The organism is Actinomadura logoneensis, assembly GCF_003428695.1.
In the GTDB taxonomy this organism is placed as follows: Bacteria; Actinomycetota; Actinomycetes; order Streptosporangiales; family Streptosporangiaceae; genus Spirillospora; species Spirillospora logoneensis.
The window spans coordinates 1-15,510 of sequence record NZ_QURH01000136.1; the positions used below are offsets into that span (position 1 = coordinate 1).

11 protein-coding genes are annotated in these 15,510 nt (G+C 74.8%); 6 read left to right on the forward strand and 5 right to left on the reverse strand.

Going from position 1 to position 15,510, the window contains the following annotated elements:
• Positions 1–104 precede the first annotated feature (104 nt).
• Together DZF91_RS07175 and DZF91_RS07180 are read right to left on the reverse strand one after the other, a co-directional pair.
• Entirely contained in the window at positions 105–3,377 is a 3,273-nt protein-coding gene (locus DZF91_RS07175; RefSeq protein WP_117356698.1) for a GH92 family glycosyl hydrolase, read from the reverse strand.
• 203 nt (positions 3,378–3,580) lie between these two features.
• Positions 3,581–4,591 (reverse strand): LacI family DNA-binding transcriptional regulator, encoded by a 1,011-nt coding sequence (locus DZF91_RS07180; RefSeq protein ID WP_235834139.1) that lies wholly within the window; start codon positions 4,589–4,591, stop codon positions 3,581–3,583.
• Between the two features lie 273 nt (positions 4,592–4,864).
• On the opposite strand from DZF91_RS07180, the gene DZF91_RS07185 reads away from it, so the two are divergent.
• The 5 genes from DZF91_RS07185 to DZF91_RS07205 all read left to right on the forward strand — a co-directional run bounded on the left by DZF91_RS07185 (position 4,865) and on the right by DZF91_RS07205 (position 9,726).
• A complete protein-coding gene (locus DZF91_RS07185) occupies positions 4,865–5,899 on the forward strand; it encodes a class I mannose-6-phosphate isomerase (RefSeq protein WP_117356699.1) in 1,035 nt (344 codons plus the stop codon).
• Entirely contained in the window at positions 5,896–6,771 is an 876-nt protein-coding gene (locus DZF91_RS07190) for an ATP-binding cassette domain-containing protein (protein ID WP_117356700.1), read from the forward strand. Before DZF91_RS07185 ends, DZF91_RS07190 begins: the two co-directional genes overlap by 4 nt.
• Positions 6,768–7,787 (forward strand): ABC transporter permease, encoded by a 1,020-nt coding sequence (locus tag DZF91_RS07195; protein WP_117356701.1) that lies wholly within the window; start codon positions 6,768–6,770, stop codon positions 7,785–7,787. The genes DZF91_RS07190 and DZF91_RS07195 overlap by 4 nt, the downstream gene beginning before the upstream one ends.
• 68 nt (positions 7,788–7,855) lie before the next feature.
• Positions 7,856–8,824, forward strand: coding sequence for an ABC transporter substrate-binding protein (locus DZF91_RS07200; protein ID WP_117356702.1), 969 nt, complete (start codon positions 7,856–7,858; stop codon positions 8,822–8,824).
• The gene (locus tag DZF91_RS07205) at positions 8,821–9,726 is read left to right on the forward strand and encodes a carbohydrate kinase family protein (protein WP_199486467.1); all 906 of its coding nucleotides are present in this window, start codon (positions 8,821–8,823) and stop codon (positions 9,724–9,726) included. Before DZF91_RS07200 ends, DZF91_RS07205 begins: the two co-directional genes overlap by 4 nt.
• Positions 9,727–9,760: 34 nt before the next feature.
• On the opposite strand, the gene DZF91_RS07210 is transcribed toward DZF91_RS07205, so the two are convergent.
• Positions 9,761–10,828, reverse strand: coding sequence for an acyl-CoA dehydrogenase family protein (locus tag DZF91_RS07210; RefSeq protein WP_117356703.1), 1,068 nt, complete (start codon positions 10,826–10,828; stop codon positions 9,761–9,763).
• A complete protein-coding gene (locus DZF91_RS07215) occupies positions 10,825–12,018 on the reverse strand; it encodes an acyl-CoA dehydrogenase family protein (protein ID WP_117356704.1) in 1,194 nt (397 codons plus the stop codon). The genes DZF91_RS07210 and DZF91_RS07215 overlap by 4 nt, the downstream gene beginning before the upstream one ends.
• Positions 12,019–12,304: 286 nt before the next feature.
• Here DZF91_RS07215 and DZF91_RS39520 point away from each other — a divergent pair, with 286 nt between their 5' ends.
• The gene (locus DZF91_RS39520; RefSeq protein ID WP_158587869.1) at positions 12,305–12,919 is read left to right on the forward strand and encodes a hypothetical protein; all 615 of its coding nucleotides are present in this window, start codon (positions 12,305–12,307) and stop codon (positions 12,917–12,919) included.
• A gap of 121 nt (positions 12,920–13,040) precedes the next feature.
• On the opposite strand, the gene DZF91_RS07220 is transcribed toward DZF91_RS39520, so the two are convergent.
• A complete protein-coding gene (locus tag DZF91_RS07220) occupies positions 13,041–15,179 on the reverse strand; it encodes a HelD family protein (protein ID WP_117356705.1) in 2,139 nt (712 codons plus the stop codon).
• Positions 15,180–15,510 lie beyond the last annotated feature (331 nt).

Genomic DNA, 15,510 nt, shown 5'->3' on the forward strand with positions numbered 1-15,510 from the left:
GGCGGCCGGTCTGACCGCCCCTCCGGCCTCGGCGCGCGGGCCCCGGGACCGCACGGTCCCGGGGCCCGGCCACGCCGCACGAGGGGCGCGGAGCGGACGGCGGATCAGGCGAACGACCAGGCGAAGACGTGCAGGGTGCCGCCGCTCGCGGGGGCGTTGAGGGTGAGGCTCCTGACCTGCTTGCCCGCCGCCAGGGTGATCGGCGCCGCGGCGAAGACGTAGACGTTGATCTTCTGGGTGCCGCCGTCGGCGGAGTTGCGGTACGGGGTCTTGAGGACGGTCTGGTTGCCGTAGCGGGGCGGGTAGGCGTCGGCGCCGAGCGCCCAGTCGGAGAACGAGAGCCCGGACTTCTGCGTGGTGCCGTCGGTGTAGGTGATGGTGACGCTGGACGGGGAGTCGCCGTTGCCGCCCGCGCCGAGGAACGCCAGCCGGGTGCCCTGCGGGGGTTGCGGCAGGTCGATCGTCTGTCCCGCGGCCTGGACGTTGTCGAACTGGCCCGGCCTGCGGGACGGCCAGGTGAAGGTGAAGCCGTTCCAGGTCAGCGCGGCTCCGGGCTTGGCGCCGGCCGCGGCCAGGGCCTGCGCCGAGTAGGACCAGCCGCCGCCGTCGAAGTCCGCGGCCCCGGCCGTCCCGTCGGACGAGATGCCCGCGTTGTTCTGGTACCACTCGATCGTGCCCCGGTGCGCGACGTTCAGCGACACGGCCGACCGTCCCGCGCCGGAGACGTCGAACGGCACGGACAGGATGTCGGTCGGGGCGTCGGCGGCGACGGACAGGGTGACCCGCTGCTCGGCCTGCCCGTGGTCGGGGACGGTGAGGCTTCCGGAGGACGGGGTGGCGGTCACGCCCGCCGGGGGCCGGGCCGTCCACGACACGTCGCCGCCCTTGCCGAGCGCCTGCACCCGCAGGGTCGTGGTCACGGTGCCGCCCGGTTCGACCGCGGCGATGCCCGGGTCGGCGGCCGAGATGAACGCGTGCGCGCCCTGGCCGTAGGAGGGCGGCCGGTCGCCGTCGCCGGTGCCGAGCGCGGTGTTCGGCTGCGTGCCCATGGTGTAGTCGAGCCGTCCGCCGCCGGTGGCGAACGCCTCGGGAAGCCACAGCCGGGACGAGTCCGCCCCGTTGACCCTGAGCTTCTGGATGTAGGGGCTGGTGGACGCCCCCGGCGCGTTCACGGTGAAGCGCTGCCCGGACGACCGGGTGATCTCCACCCGGTCGAACGCGGGGCCGTTGACGACGAGTTCGGCGCGTCCGGGGATCACCGGGTACATGCCGATGGACGCCCACACGTACCAGGCGGACATCGTGCCGAGGTCGTCGTTGCCGACCAGGCCGCCCGGAGTCGGCTTGTACAGCTCGTTGCGGGCGCGGTTCACCACGTCCTGCGTCTTGTAGGGCGTGGCGCTCCAGGCGTACAGCCACGGCGTCTGGAGGGAGGGCTCGTTGCCGAGGTAGGCGTACGGCTTGTGCGGCCCGGCGTTGAGCTCGGTGAAGAAGGTGTCGAGGCGCTTGGCCGCCGCGTCCGGGCCGCCGATGAGGTCGAACAGCCCGCCGACGTTCTGGTAGGCCATCCAGCTGTACTGGGCGCCGTTGCCCTCCACGTAGTGGCTGGAGTCGGCCGGGTCGAACGGGGTGAGGAACGATCCGTCGGCCAGGCGCGGCTGGATCCAGCCCTTGGCGGGGTTGAAGACGTTCTGCCAGTTCTGCGCGCGGCCCATGAACGTGTCGGCGGTGGCCGTGTCGCCGAGGCGTCCGGCGAGCTGCGCGATGCCGAAGTCGGCGAGGCCGTACTCCAGCGTGGTGGAGGTGTCGCCCGGCACGTACCCGCGCGCCAGGTACTGGGCGTTTCCGGGACGCTCGGTGTACCCGGACTTCGCGCCGACCCGGTTCGCGCCGTCCACCATGGCCGCCAGGGCGCCCTTGGCGTCGAAGTCGCGCGCGCCGAACGCGTAGGCGGACGCGACGATCGAGTGGTAGGGGTCGCCGACCATGACGCCGGTGACGGTGTTCTGGTGCGACCAGCGGTCCCACACGTTCCCGATCTGGTGGGCGTCGTCGTACATCGACTGGGCGATGTCGGACCCGACGTCGGGGGTGAGGAACGAGATCAGCTGCGCCTCGCTGCGGTAGATGTCCCAGCCGGAGAACGTGGCGTACTGGTGGTGGCCGGGGCGCACCTTGTGCGTGCGGTAGTCGAAGCCGGTGTAGGTGCCGTCCACGTCGTCGAACACGTACGGCTGGAGCAGCGCGTGGTAGAGCGCGGTGTAGAACGTGCGCAGCCGGTCCTCGGGGCCGCCGGTGACGCTCACCTGGCCGAGCCTGCTCCGCCAGGCGGACGCGGCGGACGCGCGGACCTGGTCGAAACCGCGTCCGCCGATCTCGGCCCGGAGGTTGGCGCGCGCCCCGGCGACGCTGACGTAGGACAGCCCGGCCCGCATCTGGACCGGCTTGCCGGGGTCGAACTGCAGGTAGACGCCGGATCCGGGGCCCTTGACGTTGACGCCGCCGGTGAAGGCCCGCTGGTTGCGGACGGGCTTGCCCGTGGGCGTGTTGTTCAGCCGTCCGGACGGCTTCGCGTCCTGCGGGACCCGGTCGGGCGACGCGCCGCGCGCGACGGCGTCGCCGGGTTCGACCGAGTCGTCCTTCCAGGTGCCGAACGCCTTGACGGGCCTGTCGAAGGTCGCGTGGAAGTACACGTAGTAGCGGCTGGACGCGCCGCAGAAGCCGCCGGTCTTGGCCCAGCCCTCGACGGTGTTGCCGTTGACCGTGGCCTCGGCGTCGTCCACGCCGTGGATGGACCCGGTGACGTTCAGCAGCAGCGTGCCGGGCCTGCCGGACGGGAAGGTGAACCTGCCGACGCCGCCGCGTGTGGAGGCGGTCAGCTCGGTCTTGACGCCGGTGTCGTCGGTCACCGCGTAGTAGCCCGGGCTCGCTTGCTCGTTCGCGTGCTTGAAGGTCCGGACGTAGTCGTCGCCGTGGGTGGCGGGTGAGCGTCCGACCGTCCCCGACAGCGGGATGACGGGGAAGTCCTGCGCGCCGGTGCAGCCGGGACCGGAGATGTGGGTCATGGAGAAGCCGCGCAGGCGGTCGTCCTCGTACTTGTAGCCGCCGCCGGCGTTGCGCACCGTGTCGGGGCTCCACTGCATCATGCCGAACGGCGCGACCGCGCCGGGGAAGTTCTCCCCGGCGCCGCCGCCGTGCCCGAAGTCGGGGCCGCCGTCCTCGGTGCCGACGAAGGTGTTGACGTAGGACGTCGGGTCCGGCGCGGCCCGGGCGGTCGGCGCGGCGGCCACGGGGAACAGGGGGACCAGGAGCAGGGCGGCGGGGAGGGCGAGACGCCGTCCGCCCGGACGCCATCGGTGGGGACGCGGCCCGTGCATACGCGCTCCTTCGAGACAACGTTGTCAGGACGCCCTAGATCGTGGGCCTCGCCCCCAGGCGCGTCAAGGCCCCAATCAAGCAGTAAGAGCAACAACAGGGCCGAAAACACGCACTGGCCTCGACCAACCCCGATGACAACGTTGTCCGATTCTTGGGGCGTCCCGGTACCCGCGGACGACCGCTCGCGGGGATCCGGAGGGTGTCAGCCCGGGCGGGGGCCGCGCTGGACGAGGCGGGTGGGCAGGACGGTCTCGGCGGGCCAGGAGCGGTCGCCGCCGATGCGGTCGAACAGCCGGGCGGCGGCCGTCCGGCCGAGCTCGCCGATGTCGTAGGCGATGACGGTGAACGGGCGCGGCATGAGGTCGGCGAGCTCGAAGTCGTCGAAGCCGAGCAGGTCGGCGTCCGCGCCCAGGCGGCCGAGTTCGGCCAGCACGCCGACGGTGATCCGGTTGTTGCCGCAGAAGAACGCCGTCGGCGGGTCGCCGCCGCGCAGCATCGCCGCAGCCTCGGCGGCGGCCTGGTCGGGGTGGGCGACGTCCGTCCTGACCAGGGCGTCGTCGTAGGGGACGCCCGCGGCGGTGAGCGCGGCCCGCACACCGGCGAGGCGCTCGCGGGCGGTGTAGATCGTGGTCGAGTCGCTGAGCACGCCGATCCGGCGGTGGCCGCGGTCGAGCAGCGCCTCGACACCGGCGCGCGTCCCGCCCGCGTTGTCGATCAGCACGCTGTCGGCCAGGATGCCCGCCGGCGGCCGGTCGACGAACACCACCTGCGTGTTCATCTCCAGCTCGGGGCGCATGTACGAGTGGTCGCCGCCCGCCGGGACGATGACCAGGCCGTCCACCCGGCGCTGGCACAGCTCCAGGAACAGCTGGCGTTCCAGCTCCGGGCTCTCCTCGGAGCTGGCGGTGATCAGGTGGGTGCCGCGCTCGCGCGCGCAGCGCCCGACGGCGGCGGCGAGCGCGGAGTAGAACGGGTTGGCCAGGTCCTCGATGAGCAGGCCGATCGTGGCGGTGCGCGCGCCGGACCGCAGCGAGCTGGCGATGTGGTTGCGGCGGAACCCGAGGCCGCTGATCGCCGCGAGCACCCGCTCGGTGACCTCGGGGCGCACCGAGGGGGCGTTGTTGATGACCCGGGACACGGTCTTGACGCTGACCCCGGCGGCGGCGGCCACGTCGGAGATGGTGGGCCGCCGGGGCTTGTCCTGGTTCGTCACGGTCCAACGTTATCCCCGCCGGGTCCGGCGGGATGTCCGCCTGCGCCGATCGCACCGGCGGGTGCGGGCCGTGCGCGCGGCCCTCGCGGTGCGGTGGTGTCGGTTGGGCGTGGCGGTGCGTCGTGGCGGTGCGTCGTGGCGGTGCGGGCGGGGGCGTGAGGTTCGCGGGCCGGAGGGTCACGGCGGGGTCACGGCGCCCGATCGGCTGTTGACAACGATGTCATTCCGGCCGATGTTGGCGGCGACGGCCCCGACCGAGAGGTGGAGCGACGCGTGCGACCCCTCATCCTGCCCGCCAACCAGCCGCGCCACTTCTACCGGGGCGGTTCGGCGATCGCCCGGTTCCGCGGCGGGCGCTCCCCCGACGACCGGCGTCCCGAGGACTGGGTCGGGTCGGCGACCGGGCGGATCGACGACGCGTCCGCCGGGGTGACGGTGCTCCCCGACGGCCGCCCGCTGCCCGCCGCGCTCGCCGCCGACCCGCTCGGCTGGCTCGGCCCCGCCCACGTCCGCCGCTGGGGCGACTCCCCGGCCCTGCTGGTGAAGCTGCTGGACGCCGGGCAGCGGCTGCCGGTGCACTGCCATCCGAGCCGCGCGTTCGCCCGGGAGCACCTGGGCAGCGCGTTCGGCAAGACCGAGGCGTGGCTGGTGCTGGAGACCGCCGACCCCGACGGCGGCTGGGTGCGGCTCGGGTTCCGCCGCGAGGTCCCGGCCGAGCGCGTCCGCGCGTGGGCGGCCGAGCAGGACACCGCCGCGATGCTCGCGGCCACGCACCGGATGCGGGTCCGGGCCGGCGACGCGGTGCTGATCCCGGCCGGCGTGCCGCACTCCATCGACGCGGGCGTCTTCGTCGTCGAGCTCCAGGAGCCGACCGACTTCAGCGTCATGCTGGAGTGGAAGGGCTTCGCGCCGGACGGCGACCGGTCCGGGCACCTCGGCCTCGGCTGGGACCTCGCGCTGCGGTGCGTCGACTCGACCGCGTGGACGCTGGACGAGGTGGCCGGGCTCGTGCGCACGCGAGAGCAGATGCCGGTCACGGACGGGGGCGCGCGCCGCGTCCTGGCGGAGGCGGCCGACCCGTTCTTCCGCGCGGAGCTGGCCGGGGACGGCGCGGTGTTCCCGGCGGGGTTCGCGGTGCTGGTCGTGCTGCGCGGCGAGGGCGAGCTGCGGTTCGAGGGCGGGAGCCTGCCGGTGCGGCGCGGGCAGACCGTCCTGGTGCCGTACGGCGCGGGCGGCACCGCCCTGCGCGGCGCGGAGCTGGACGTGCTGCGCTGTCTGCCGCCCGCTCCCGAGGAGGACGGGCGATGAGCGGGGAGCGCGGCGGGGCGGAGACGCCACTGCTGGAGGCGCGCGGGATCGTGAAGGCGTACGGGCACGTGGAGGCGCTGCGCGGCGCGGACTTCGCGGTCCACGCGGGCGAGGTGGTCGCGCTGATCGGCGACAACGGCGCGGGCAAGTCCACCCTCACCAAGATCCTCTCCGGGGTGGAGCGGCCGGACGCCGGGACGATCCTGCTGGACGGCGCGCCCGTCGCGTTCGACCGGGTGGAGCGGGCCCGCGAGGCCGGGATCGAGACCGTCCACCAGGACCTCGCGCTCTGCCCGCAGCTCACCCCGGCCGCGAACTTCTTCCTCGGGCGGGAGGTGCTGCGCGGCGGTCCGCTCGGGCGGCTCGGGTTCCTCGACCACCGCGCGATGCGCGAGCGCGCCCGCGCCGAGTGCGAACGGCTCGGCGTGCGGCTGAGGTCGGACACGGTGCCGGTCTCGACGCTGTCGGGCGGGCAGCGGCAGGGCGTCGCGGTGGCGCGCGCGGTGGCCTGGGCGCGGCGCGTGGTGTTCATGGACGAGCCGACCGCGGCGCTCGGCGTCGTGCAGACCGGCCGCGTGCTCGACCTGGTCCGGCGCGTCCGGGACAGCGGGGTCGCGGTGGTGCTGATCAGCCACAACATGCAGGACGTCAAGGCGGTCTCGGACCGGATCGAGGTGCTCCGCCTCGGCGCGCGGGTGGCCCGTTTCGCCACCGCGCGGGTCTCCATGGAGGAACTGGTCGCCGCGATGACCGGCGCCACGTCCGACGCCGTGTCCGACTCGCCGTCCGACGTGTCGGACGGTGCGGCGGGCCGGGGCGCGGAAGGCGTGCGGGGCGAGGCCGCGGACGACGCGGGCGGGGAGGGCCGATGAGCGTGGAGGTCGGCGGGCCGGCGGCCGGACGGGCCGGCGGCGTCCGGGGCCGGGCCGTGCTGGAGCGGGTGGCGGGCAGCCAGGTGGTGTGGATCGCGCTGGTGCTGGCCGCGATGCTCGCCGCGTTCGCGATGCTACGCCCGCACAGCTTCGCGACGGGCTTCAACCTGCTCAACCTGGTGAGCGACGCGGCGATCCTGCTGCTGCTCGCGGTCGGCATGACCTTCGTGATCATCACGTCCGGGATCGACCTGTCGGTGGGCGGGGTGCTGGTGTTCTCGGGCGTGACCGCGGCCAAGGCGATGGGCGCGGTCGGCGCGGAGTCCGGGACGGCGCTGTGGCTGGGGCCGGTGGTGGCGGTCGCGACCGGGCTGGCGTGGGGCGTGCTGAACGGGGCCGTCGTGGCGTACGGGCGGATCCCGGCGCTGATCGTCACCCTCGGGACGCTCGGGATGTCGCTCGGCGGCGCGCTGCTCCTCACCGGCGGCGTGGACCTGCGGGCGTCCGGACGGCTGAACCTCGGGCTCGGGCTGGACCGGGACCTCGGCGTCCCGGACATCGTGTGGATCTCCGCGGCGGTGACCGTCGCTCTCGCCGTGCTGCTCGCGCAGTGCCGGTTCGGGCGGCACACCTACGCGATCGGGTCGAACACCGAGGCGGCGCGGCGGGCGGGCGTGCGCGTCGAGCGGCAGCTGGTGAGGGTGTACGGCCTGGCCGGGCTGCTGGCGGGCCTCGCCGGGTACCTCTCGCTGGCCAAGTACGGGATCACCGGGGTGTCGGCGCACTCGACCGACAACCTGCAGGCGATCGCGGCGGTGGTGATCGGCGGGACGAGCCTGTTCGGCGGGACGGGCAGCGTCCTCGGGACGGTCATCGGCGTGTTCATCCCGGCCGTGCTGCAGAACGGGTTCCAGATCCTCGGGGTCCGGCCGTTCTGGCAGCAGGTCGTCGTCGGCGCGGTGCTCATCGTCGCCGTGTACCTGGACCAGTGGCGCCGCCGGGCGGGCGACCGCTGACCGTCCCTCCCCCACCCGACAGGAAGGTGAACCATGCGCAGGTTGATCGGCGTGCAGGAAGGTGAACCATGCGCAGGTTGATCGGCGTGCTGACGGCGGCGGCGCTGGTCGCGGCACCGGCCGCGGCGTGCTCGGACAAGGGGTCCGGGTCCGGCGGGAAGACCAGGATCACGCTCGTCCAGGGCATGGCGGGCGAGGAGTTCTACGAGACGATGGCGTGCGGCGCCAGGCGGCAGGCCGCGGCGATGGGCGTGGAACTGAAGGTGCAGGGTCCGCAGAAGTTCGACCCGACGCTGCAGACCCCGATCGTGAACTCGGTGGTCGCGAGCCGTCCCGACGCGATGCTCGTCGCCCCCACCGACACCAAGGCGCTCATCGCGCCGCTGACGCAGGCCAAGGCCGCGGGGATCAAGACGGTGCTGGTCGACACGGTCGTGGACGACCCCGGCATCGGCGTGTCGCGGATCAGCACCGACAACGTGAAGGGCGGCGCCACCGCGGCGTCCGCGCTCGCGGCCCGGATCGGCGACCGGGGCAAGGTCCTGGTGATCTCCACCGATCCCGGAGTGAGTACGGTGGACGCGCGCATCAAGGGATTCGAGCAGGAGATCAGGGCGCGGCATCCGAAGGTGGCGTACGTCGGGGTGCGGTACTCGCACAACGACGTGTCCGAGGCCGGGAGGATCGTGAACGCGGCGCTGGCCAGGGACCCCGATCTCGCCGGGGTGTTCGCCACGAACCTGAACTCGGCCACCGGGGCCGGATCGGCGCTGCAGCAGGCGGGCAGGTTGGGGAAGGTGAAGATGGTGGGGTTCGACGCCGGGCCGGCGCAGGTGAGGCAGCTCCAGGACGGGGTCGTGCAGGCCCTGGTCGCGCAGCTGCCCGGCGAGATCGGGGCCAGGGGCGTCCAGCAGGCCGTCGCGGCCGTGCGCGGGCGGACGGTGACGCCGTCCATCCCCACGGACGCGACGGTCGTCACCAAGGAGAACCTGGCGCGCCCGGAGATCCAGAAGATCCTGTACAGGACGACCTGTTGAGCCGCGTCACCGTCCTCGGCGAGGCGCTCGTGGACCTGGCCCCGGCCGGGGGCGAGCGCCTCTTCCGGGCCGTCCCCGGCGGCAGCCCCGCGAACGTGGCGGTGGGGCTCGGGCGGCTCGGCGTCCCGTCGTCGCTGGTCACCGGCCTCGGCGAGGACGCGTTCGGGCGGCTGGTCGTCCGGCACCTGGCCGAGTCGGACGTCTCGGTCGTCGCGCAGCCGGCCCCGTTCACCGGCACGGCCGTCGTCACCCTGGACGAGGCGGGCGCCGCGTCCTACGACTTCGCGCTGTCCTGGGAGCCCGCCGAGGCGCCGCTGCCGGACGGCACGGTCGCCCTGCACACCGGGTCGCTGGCCGCGGCGCTCGGCGGCGGACCCGCGCGGGTGGAGGCCGTGATGGCGGCGGCGCGCCCGTTCGCGACGGTGTCGTTCGACCCGAACGTCCGCCCGGGGCTGATGGGCGACCGGCGGCGCGAGGCCGAGCGCGTCGCTCGGCAGGTCGCGCTGAGCGACGTGGTGAAGGCCAGCGAGGAGGACATCGCCTGGCTCCACCCCGGCGCCGACCCGATCGCCGTGGCGCGGGGGTGGCGCGCCCTCGGCCCCGCGCTGGTCGTCGTCACCCACGGGATGGACGGCGCGACGCTGCTGGCCGAGGAGGAGGTCCGCAGTCCCGCTCCGCCGGTGCGGGTCGTGGACACCGTGGGCGCGGGCGACGCGTTCTCGGCCGCGTTCCTCGCCGGGCTGCACGACGCGGGACTCCTCGGCGCCGAGCGGAGGGAGGCGCTGGCGCGCGTCCCGGCGGCGGTGCTCGACCGGGCCGTCCGGGCGGCGTCGCTGACCTGCACCCGGCCCGGCGCGGACCCGCCGACCCGCGCCGAGCTGGACGCCTTCGCCGCCGTCTGACCGGCGGGCGGAAGGACCCAGGCCGGTAGGGGGATCAGGCGGGTGGGAGGTCCAGGAGGCGGGCCAGGGTCGCGCGGTGGCGGCCCGGCGTGCCGAGCGCGAGCGCGTCCGCCTTGGCCCGCTTGAGGTAGAGGTGCGCCGGATGCTCCCACGTGAAGCCGATCCCGCCGTGCATCTGGACGCACTCCTCGGCGGCGCGGACGGCGACCTGCGAGCAGTGCGCCTGCGCGAGCGCGGCGGCGACCGGGAGGTCGGCGTCGCCGTCCGCGAGGCACGCCGCCGCGTGCCGGGCGACGGCCCGGGCCTGGGTCACCGAGGTCCACAGGTCGGCGAGGCGGTGCTTGAGCGCCTGGTAGGAGCCGACCGGACGGCCGAACTGGTAGCGCTCCTTGACGTACGCGACGGTGGTCTCCAGGCAGCGCTCGGCGAGGCCGAGCTGCTCGGAGGCGAGCAGGGCCGCGCCCGCGGTGAGCGCCGCGCGGACGGTCGCCTCGCCGGTCGCGACGACGCGTCCGGGCGCCGCGGTGAAGGCGAGGTCGCCGAGCCGCCGGGTCATGTCCAGCGAGGTGACCGGCGCGCGGGCGGCGTGGCCGGCCTCCACCGCGTAGAGCGCGTCCTGCGCCGGGACGAGCAGGACGTCGGCCGCGAGGGCGTCGGCGACGTCGCGGACCTCCCCGGTGAGCCGTCCGCCGGACGCGCGGACGTCCGGGAGCGGCGCGTCCGGCGCGGTGCCGAACGGGACGGCGAGCACGGCCGTCCGCTCCCCGGACGCCAGCGCGGGCAGCAGTTCGTCGTCCGCCGCGAGCAGCGCGGCCGTGGCCATGACCGAGCAGGTCAGGAACGGGACGGGCGCGACGACGCGGCCGAGTTCCTCCATGACGACGGCGGTCTCGCGCCAGGTGGCCCCGCCGCCGTCCCGGTCCTCGGGGACGGCCAGGCCCGGCGCGCCGAACCCGGCGAGCGCGCTCCACAGCGCGGCGTCGGACGGCTCGTCCGCCTCGGTGCCCGCCAGGACGTCCTGCCAGCCGCAGTGGTCGGCGAGCATTCCGCGCAGCCCGGCGCGCAGGTCGTCCTCGATCTCGCCGTACAGCAGGTCGGTCACTTCGGCAGGTCCTTCCAGGGGACGTCCTTGTCCACCCGGATCTCCCCGGGCAGGCCCAGCACGCGCTCGGCGATGATGTTGCGCAGGATCTCCGAGGTGCCGCCCTCGATGGAGTTGCCCTTGGCGCGCAGGTAGCGGTAGCCGGGCGAGCGGCGGGTGAAGTCGACCTCGGTCGGGCGGCGCATCGTCCAGTCGTCGTGGCGCAGCCCCTCGGACCCGAGGAGCTCCAGCTCCAGGCCGGAGATCTCCTGGTTGAGGCGGGCGAAGGAGAGCTTGGCGGCCGAGCCCTCCGGGCCGGGGCTCCCCGCCGCGAGCGCCTGCCGCAGCCGCTCGCCGGTGAGCCGGGCCGCCTCGGCGTCCACCCAGAGCCGCAGCAGCTCGTCGTGGGTGTCGGGGGTGCGCAGCTCGGGCCGGTCGCGCCAGAGCCCGGCGACCACGCCGATCATGCCGCCCTCGCGCGGCGCGGCACGGCCGCCGATCGCGACGCGCTCGTTCATCAGCGTGGTGGTCGCGACCCGCCAGCCCTCCCCCACCTCGCCGAGGCGGTGCTCGTCGGGGACGACGACCCCGGTGAGGAACACCTCGTTGAACTCGGCCTCGCCGGTGAGCTGCCGCAGCGGGCGGACCTCGACGCCGGGCGCGCGCATGTCGCACACGAAGTACGTCATGCCGCGGTGCTTGGGCACGTCCGGGTCGGTGCGGGCGACCAGGATGCCCCAGCGGGCCTCGTGCGCCATGGACGTCCAGACCTTCTGGCCGTCGACCGTCCAGGAGTCGCCGTCCCGGACGGCGCGGGTGCCGAGCGCGGCCAGGTCCGAGCCCGCGCCGGGCTCGGAGAACAGCTGGCACCAGATCTCCTCGCCGGTCCACAGCGGGCGCAGGAAGCGGCGCTTCTGCTCCTCGGTGCCGAACGCCAGGATCGTCGGCGCGGCCATGCCGAGCCCGATGGCGTTGGCCTCGGGACGGTTGGTCGGGGCGCCCGCCCGCCGGAACGCCTCGTCCACGCCGTGCTGGAGGGCGACCGGCGCGCCGAGCCCGCCGAGTCCCTCCGGGAAGTGGACCCAGGCGAGTCCCGCGTCGAAGCGGGCGCGCAGGAACGCCGTCCGCTCGGTTCGCGCGGGATCGTGCGCGGCGAGGAAGGCGGCGATCCGCCGTTCCAGCTCGTCCGCGCCGGGCGGTGCTGTGCTCACAGGCGAACCTCCCCAGGGGGGCATACCAACCGGTCGGTACGCGTCACCCTAGGGAGCGTCCCGCGAGCCCGTCAACGACCCGCGGGCCCGTCAACGACCCGCAAGCCCGTCAACGACCCGCGGGCACCATCAGGCCCTCGCGCCCCTCGCGCCGTTCCGCACCCGACGCCGAGGTTCACCCGCGAGAGGGAGCTTGATCATTCTGGCGGGGGAACCGCGCCGGGAGCGCCGGCCGAGAAGCTGGGGCGGTCGAGAAAGCCACCTTCCGCTCGATCGGAGCGCACACATGATCAGTTGGAACCGCCGGTCGTCCGTCCTGGGCGCGCTGGGCGCCGCCGGAGTCGCCGCGGCCCTGACCGCCACCCTCTCCACCAACTCCTGGGCCGCGGCCGACGCCCCCTCCCCCACCGCCCCCGCACCTGCCGCGTCCGGCGTCCAGACGTCGCACCTGAAGGGATGGGCCCGGATGGACTTCCCGGTGCCCGACAACGACATCCAGGTGACGGTGGACGCGCACGCGACGTTCGACGCCCACGGCTCGTCCACCCCGACCCGGTCGTGGGGGACCTTCCGGATCTACCACCGGGCCAAGATGCCCGACGGGTCCTGGTTCACCAACTGGGGCGTCCTGGCCGTCGACTGCCTGACCACCGGCGGTCCCACCGCGACCGTCACCGGCACGCTCACCAAGGTGGCCCCCGGCGGGCCGTGGGAGGGGATGCTCAGAAACCACGACCGCATGGGCATCAGCTTCTACGTGGCGGGCAAGCACGGCGGACCCGGCCGGATCGGCCTGAGCGGCGGCCCCGGCCCCGGGGACGGCCAGCTCCGCAAGTGCATGGCCCCGGCGGCCGACGCTCGGATCCTCAAGGGCGGCTACACGCTGATCGACAAGAGGTGAACGCCCAACCGCCGCGGTCCCGGCGCTGACGCGCTCGCGTCCGCGCCGGTCCTTCGGGATGGGCCGCTCATGCGTGATGGATCGCCCCGCTGACCGGTGTTCAGCGGGGCGATGGCGTCCGTCAGGGGGCTGCGGGGGCTCTCAGAGCCGCCGGCAGGGGCTCGGCGTGCAGGACGGTCAGGGTGGTCACCGCGCGGGTCAGCACCACGTAGAGCCGGGCGAGGCCGCGTTCCTCGGCGGCGGCGATCGCGGCGGGCTCGGCGACCACGACGTGGTCGAACTCCAGGCCCTTGGCGAGCGTCGCCGGGACGACCTGGAGCCGGTCGCCGTCGCCGGTGGACTCGCGGTCGAGCACGCCGTGCGGGACGCCGGCGGCGGTGAGCGCCTCGGCGTGCGCGCCGACGGCGGCGTCCGGGACGATCAGCCCGACCGTCCCCTCCAGCTCCAGCAGGCCGCGGACGGTCGCCGCCGCGTCCCCGACCGGGTCGCCGCTCGGCCGGACGGTCAGCGCGCCCGCCCCGGGACGCAGCGACCGCGGCGCGGCGAGGCCGGGGGCGATGTGCGGCAGCAGGTCGGCGGCGAAGTCCAGGACCGTCCCCGGGACGCGGAACCCGACGGCCAGCTCGGTGACCTCGCCGTCCTGCCCGAGGTGGCCCAGCACCTCGTCCCACGAACGCGCCGACCAGGGCGTCGTGCCCTGCGCGATGTCGCCGAGGACGGTCGCCGACCCCGAGGCGCAGCGGCGTCCGAGCGCGCGCAGCTGCATCGCGGACAGGTCCTGCGCCTCGTCCACGACCAGGTGCCCGAGCGAGCGGGTGCGTTCGATGAGGTCGCCGAGCTCGTCCAGCAGGGCGCGGTCGGCGGCGGTCCACTTCGCGGAGCGGTGCGAGCGCGGCGGTCTCGCCCACAGGATCGCGGCCTGCTCCTCGTCGGTGAGGACGCCGCGCGCGGCGGCGCGGAGGGCGTCGGCGTCGGAGAGCAGGGCGTGCAGCACCAGCTCGGGGGTGACCTTCGGCCAGACCGCGTCGAGCAGCCGCTTCATCGGGCGCGACCGGGCCACCTGGTCCTGGACGCGGTCGTCGGGGGCCCCGCCGCGCTGCTCCATCAGGACGAGGATCCGGTGTGCGAGCCGCTGCGCGAACATGTCGCGTCCGGCGGCGTAGCGGGTCGTCCCGCGCAGGCCCGCGGCGATCTCCCGCACCTCGTGGTCGGGGACCCGGAACCTGGCGACGCCGCTCGTGTAGACCAGGCCCTCCTCGGGCTTGCGGATGTGCCGCCACAGGGCCTTGCGCAGGACGTCGGCCATCCGGGCGTCGCCCTTGACCGCCGACGCCTCGGCCGGCTCGGTCCCGGTCGGCGCGCCGAGCAGGTCGTCCACGGTCGCCTGGTCCACCCGGACCTCGCCGAGCGCGGGCAGGACGGACGAGATGTAGGCGAGGAACGCGCGGTTCGGCCCGACGATCAGGACCCCGGACCGGGCGAGCCGCTCGCGGTGGGTGAACAGCAGGTAGGCGGCGCGGTGCAGGCCGACGGCGGTCTTGCCGGTGCCGGGCGCGCCCTGCACGCACACCGTCCGGCCGAGGTCGGCGCGGACGATCACGTCCTGCTCGGGCTGGATGGTGGCGACGATGTCGCGCATCGGGCCGGTGCGCGGACGCTCGATCTCGGCGGTCAGCAGTGCCGAGGTGTGGACGGGCGCGTCGAGCGGCTCGTCCTCGTAGGCCGTCAGCTCGCCGCCGCGGAACCCGAACCGGCGGCGCGTCCGCCAGCCCATCGTGTCGGCCGGGCCCGCCTGGTAGAACGCGCGGCAGACCGGGGCGCGCCAGTCCAGGACGAGGGGGCGCCGGTCGCCGCCGTCGTCGTGGACGTGCCGCCGTCCCACGTACATCGTGGTGAGCTCGTCCTCCTCGACGGACTGCTCGGCGGATTCCCCGGTCCGCTTCCCGGCGGGCTCGTCGTCCGGGCTGTCGCGGTCCTGCCCGCCGTCGCGGTCCATCCGGCCGAAGAACAGCGGGGTGTCGGGGTGGTCGGCCAGCGCGGCGACCCGCTGGTCGAGCAGGGACTCCAGATACATGCGCGAGACCCAGTCGGCGGCCATGTCCGCCGACAGGCTCGCGGCGTGCTCGCGCATCCGGCGCAGCGCCTCGCGCGCGGCGGCGAGATGGGCGCGTTCCGCGGTCAGGACGTCGGCGCCCGCCGCGTCCGCGCCGATGGGGCTCGCCGTGGTCGTGGCGCCGCCGTGCGCGGCTCTTCCGGGCATGGTTCCTCCGGGCATGCGAACAGACCTCCGGTCGGAGAGTGGTCGATGGCGAAACCCACGACCTTACCGAGTCCGGACATCCCTCCGCCTCCGGATATCCGGCGTTCCCGGGGTCGATCCGGAGCGGGCGGCGCCGCTCTCGTAGGGTCGTCGTGATCTGGATCACGTGACGGAGTTCACATGGCGATGCGGATGGGCGAGCGGCGGCGGGCCCCCGTCCCGGCGGTCCCGGGCGAGGGGCTCCGGGCGGCGGGCGTGACGGTGCGGTTCGGCGGGGTCACGGCCGTGGACGGCGCGGGGCTGAGCGCGCCGCCCGGCGCGGTGACCGGCC

Excerpts from the sequence above, each read along its gene's own strand:
- DZF91_RS39520 (WP_158587869.1), top strand. The coding sequence starts at position 12,305 with ATGATCAGTTGGAACCGCCGGTCGTCCGTCCTGGGCGCGCTGGGCGCC.
- DZF91_RS07195 (WP_117356701.1), top strand. The coding sequence starts at position 6,768 with ATGAGCGTGGAGGTCGGCGGGCCGGCGGCCGGACGGGCCGGCGGCGTC.
- DZF91_RS07190 (WP_117356700.1), top strand. The coding sequence starts at position 5,896 with ATGAGCGGGGAGCGCGGCGGGGCGGAGACGCCACTGCTGGAGGCGCGC.
- DZF91_RS07200 (WP_117356702.1), top strand. The coding sequence starts at position 7,856 with ATGCGCAGGTTGATCGGCGTGCTGACGGCGGCGGCGCTGGTCGCGGCA.
- DZF91_RS07220 (WP_117356705.1), bottom strand. The coding sequence starts at position 15,179 with ATGCCCGGAAGAGCCGCGCACGGCGGCGCCACGACCACGGCGAGCCCC.
- DZF91_RS07175 (WP_117356698.1), bottom strand. The coding sequence starts at position 3,377 with ATGCACGGGCCGCGTCCCCACCGATGGCGTCCGGGCGGACGGCGTCTC.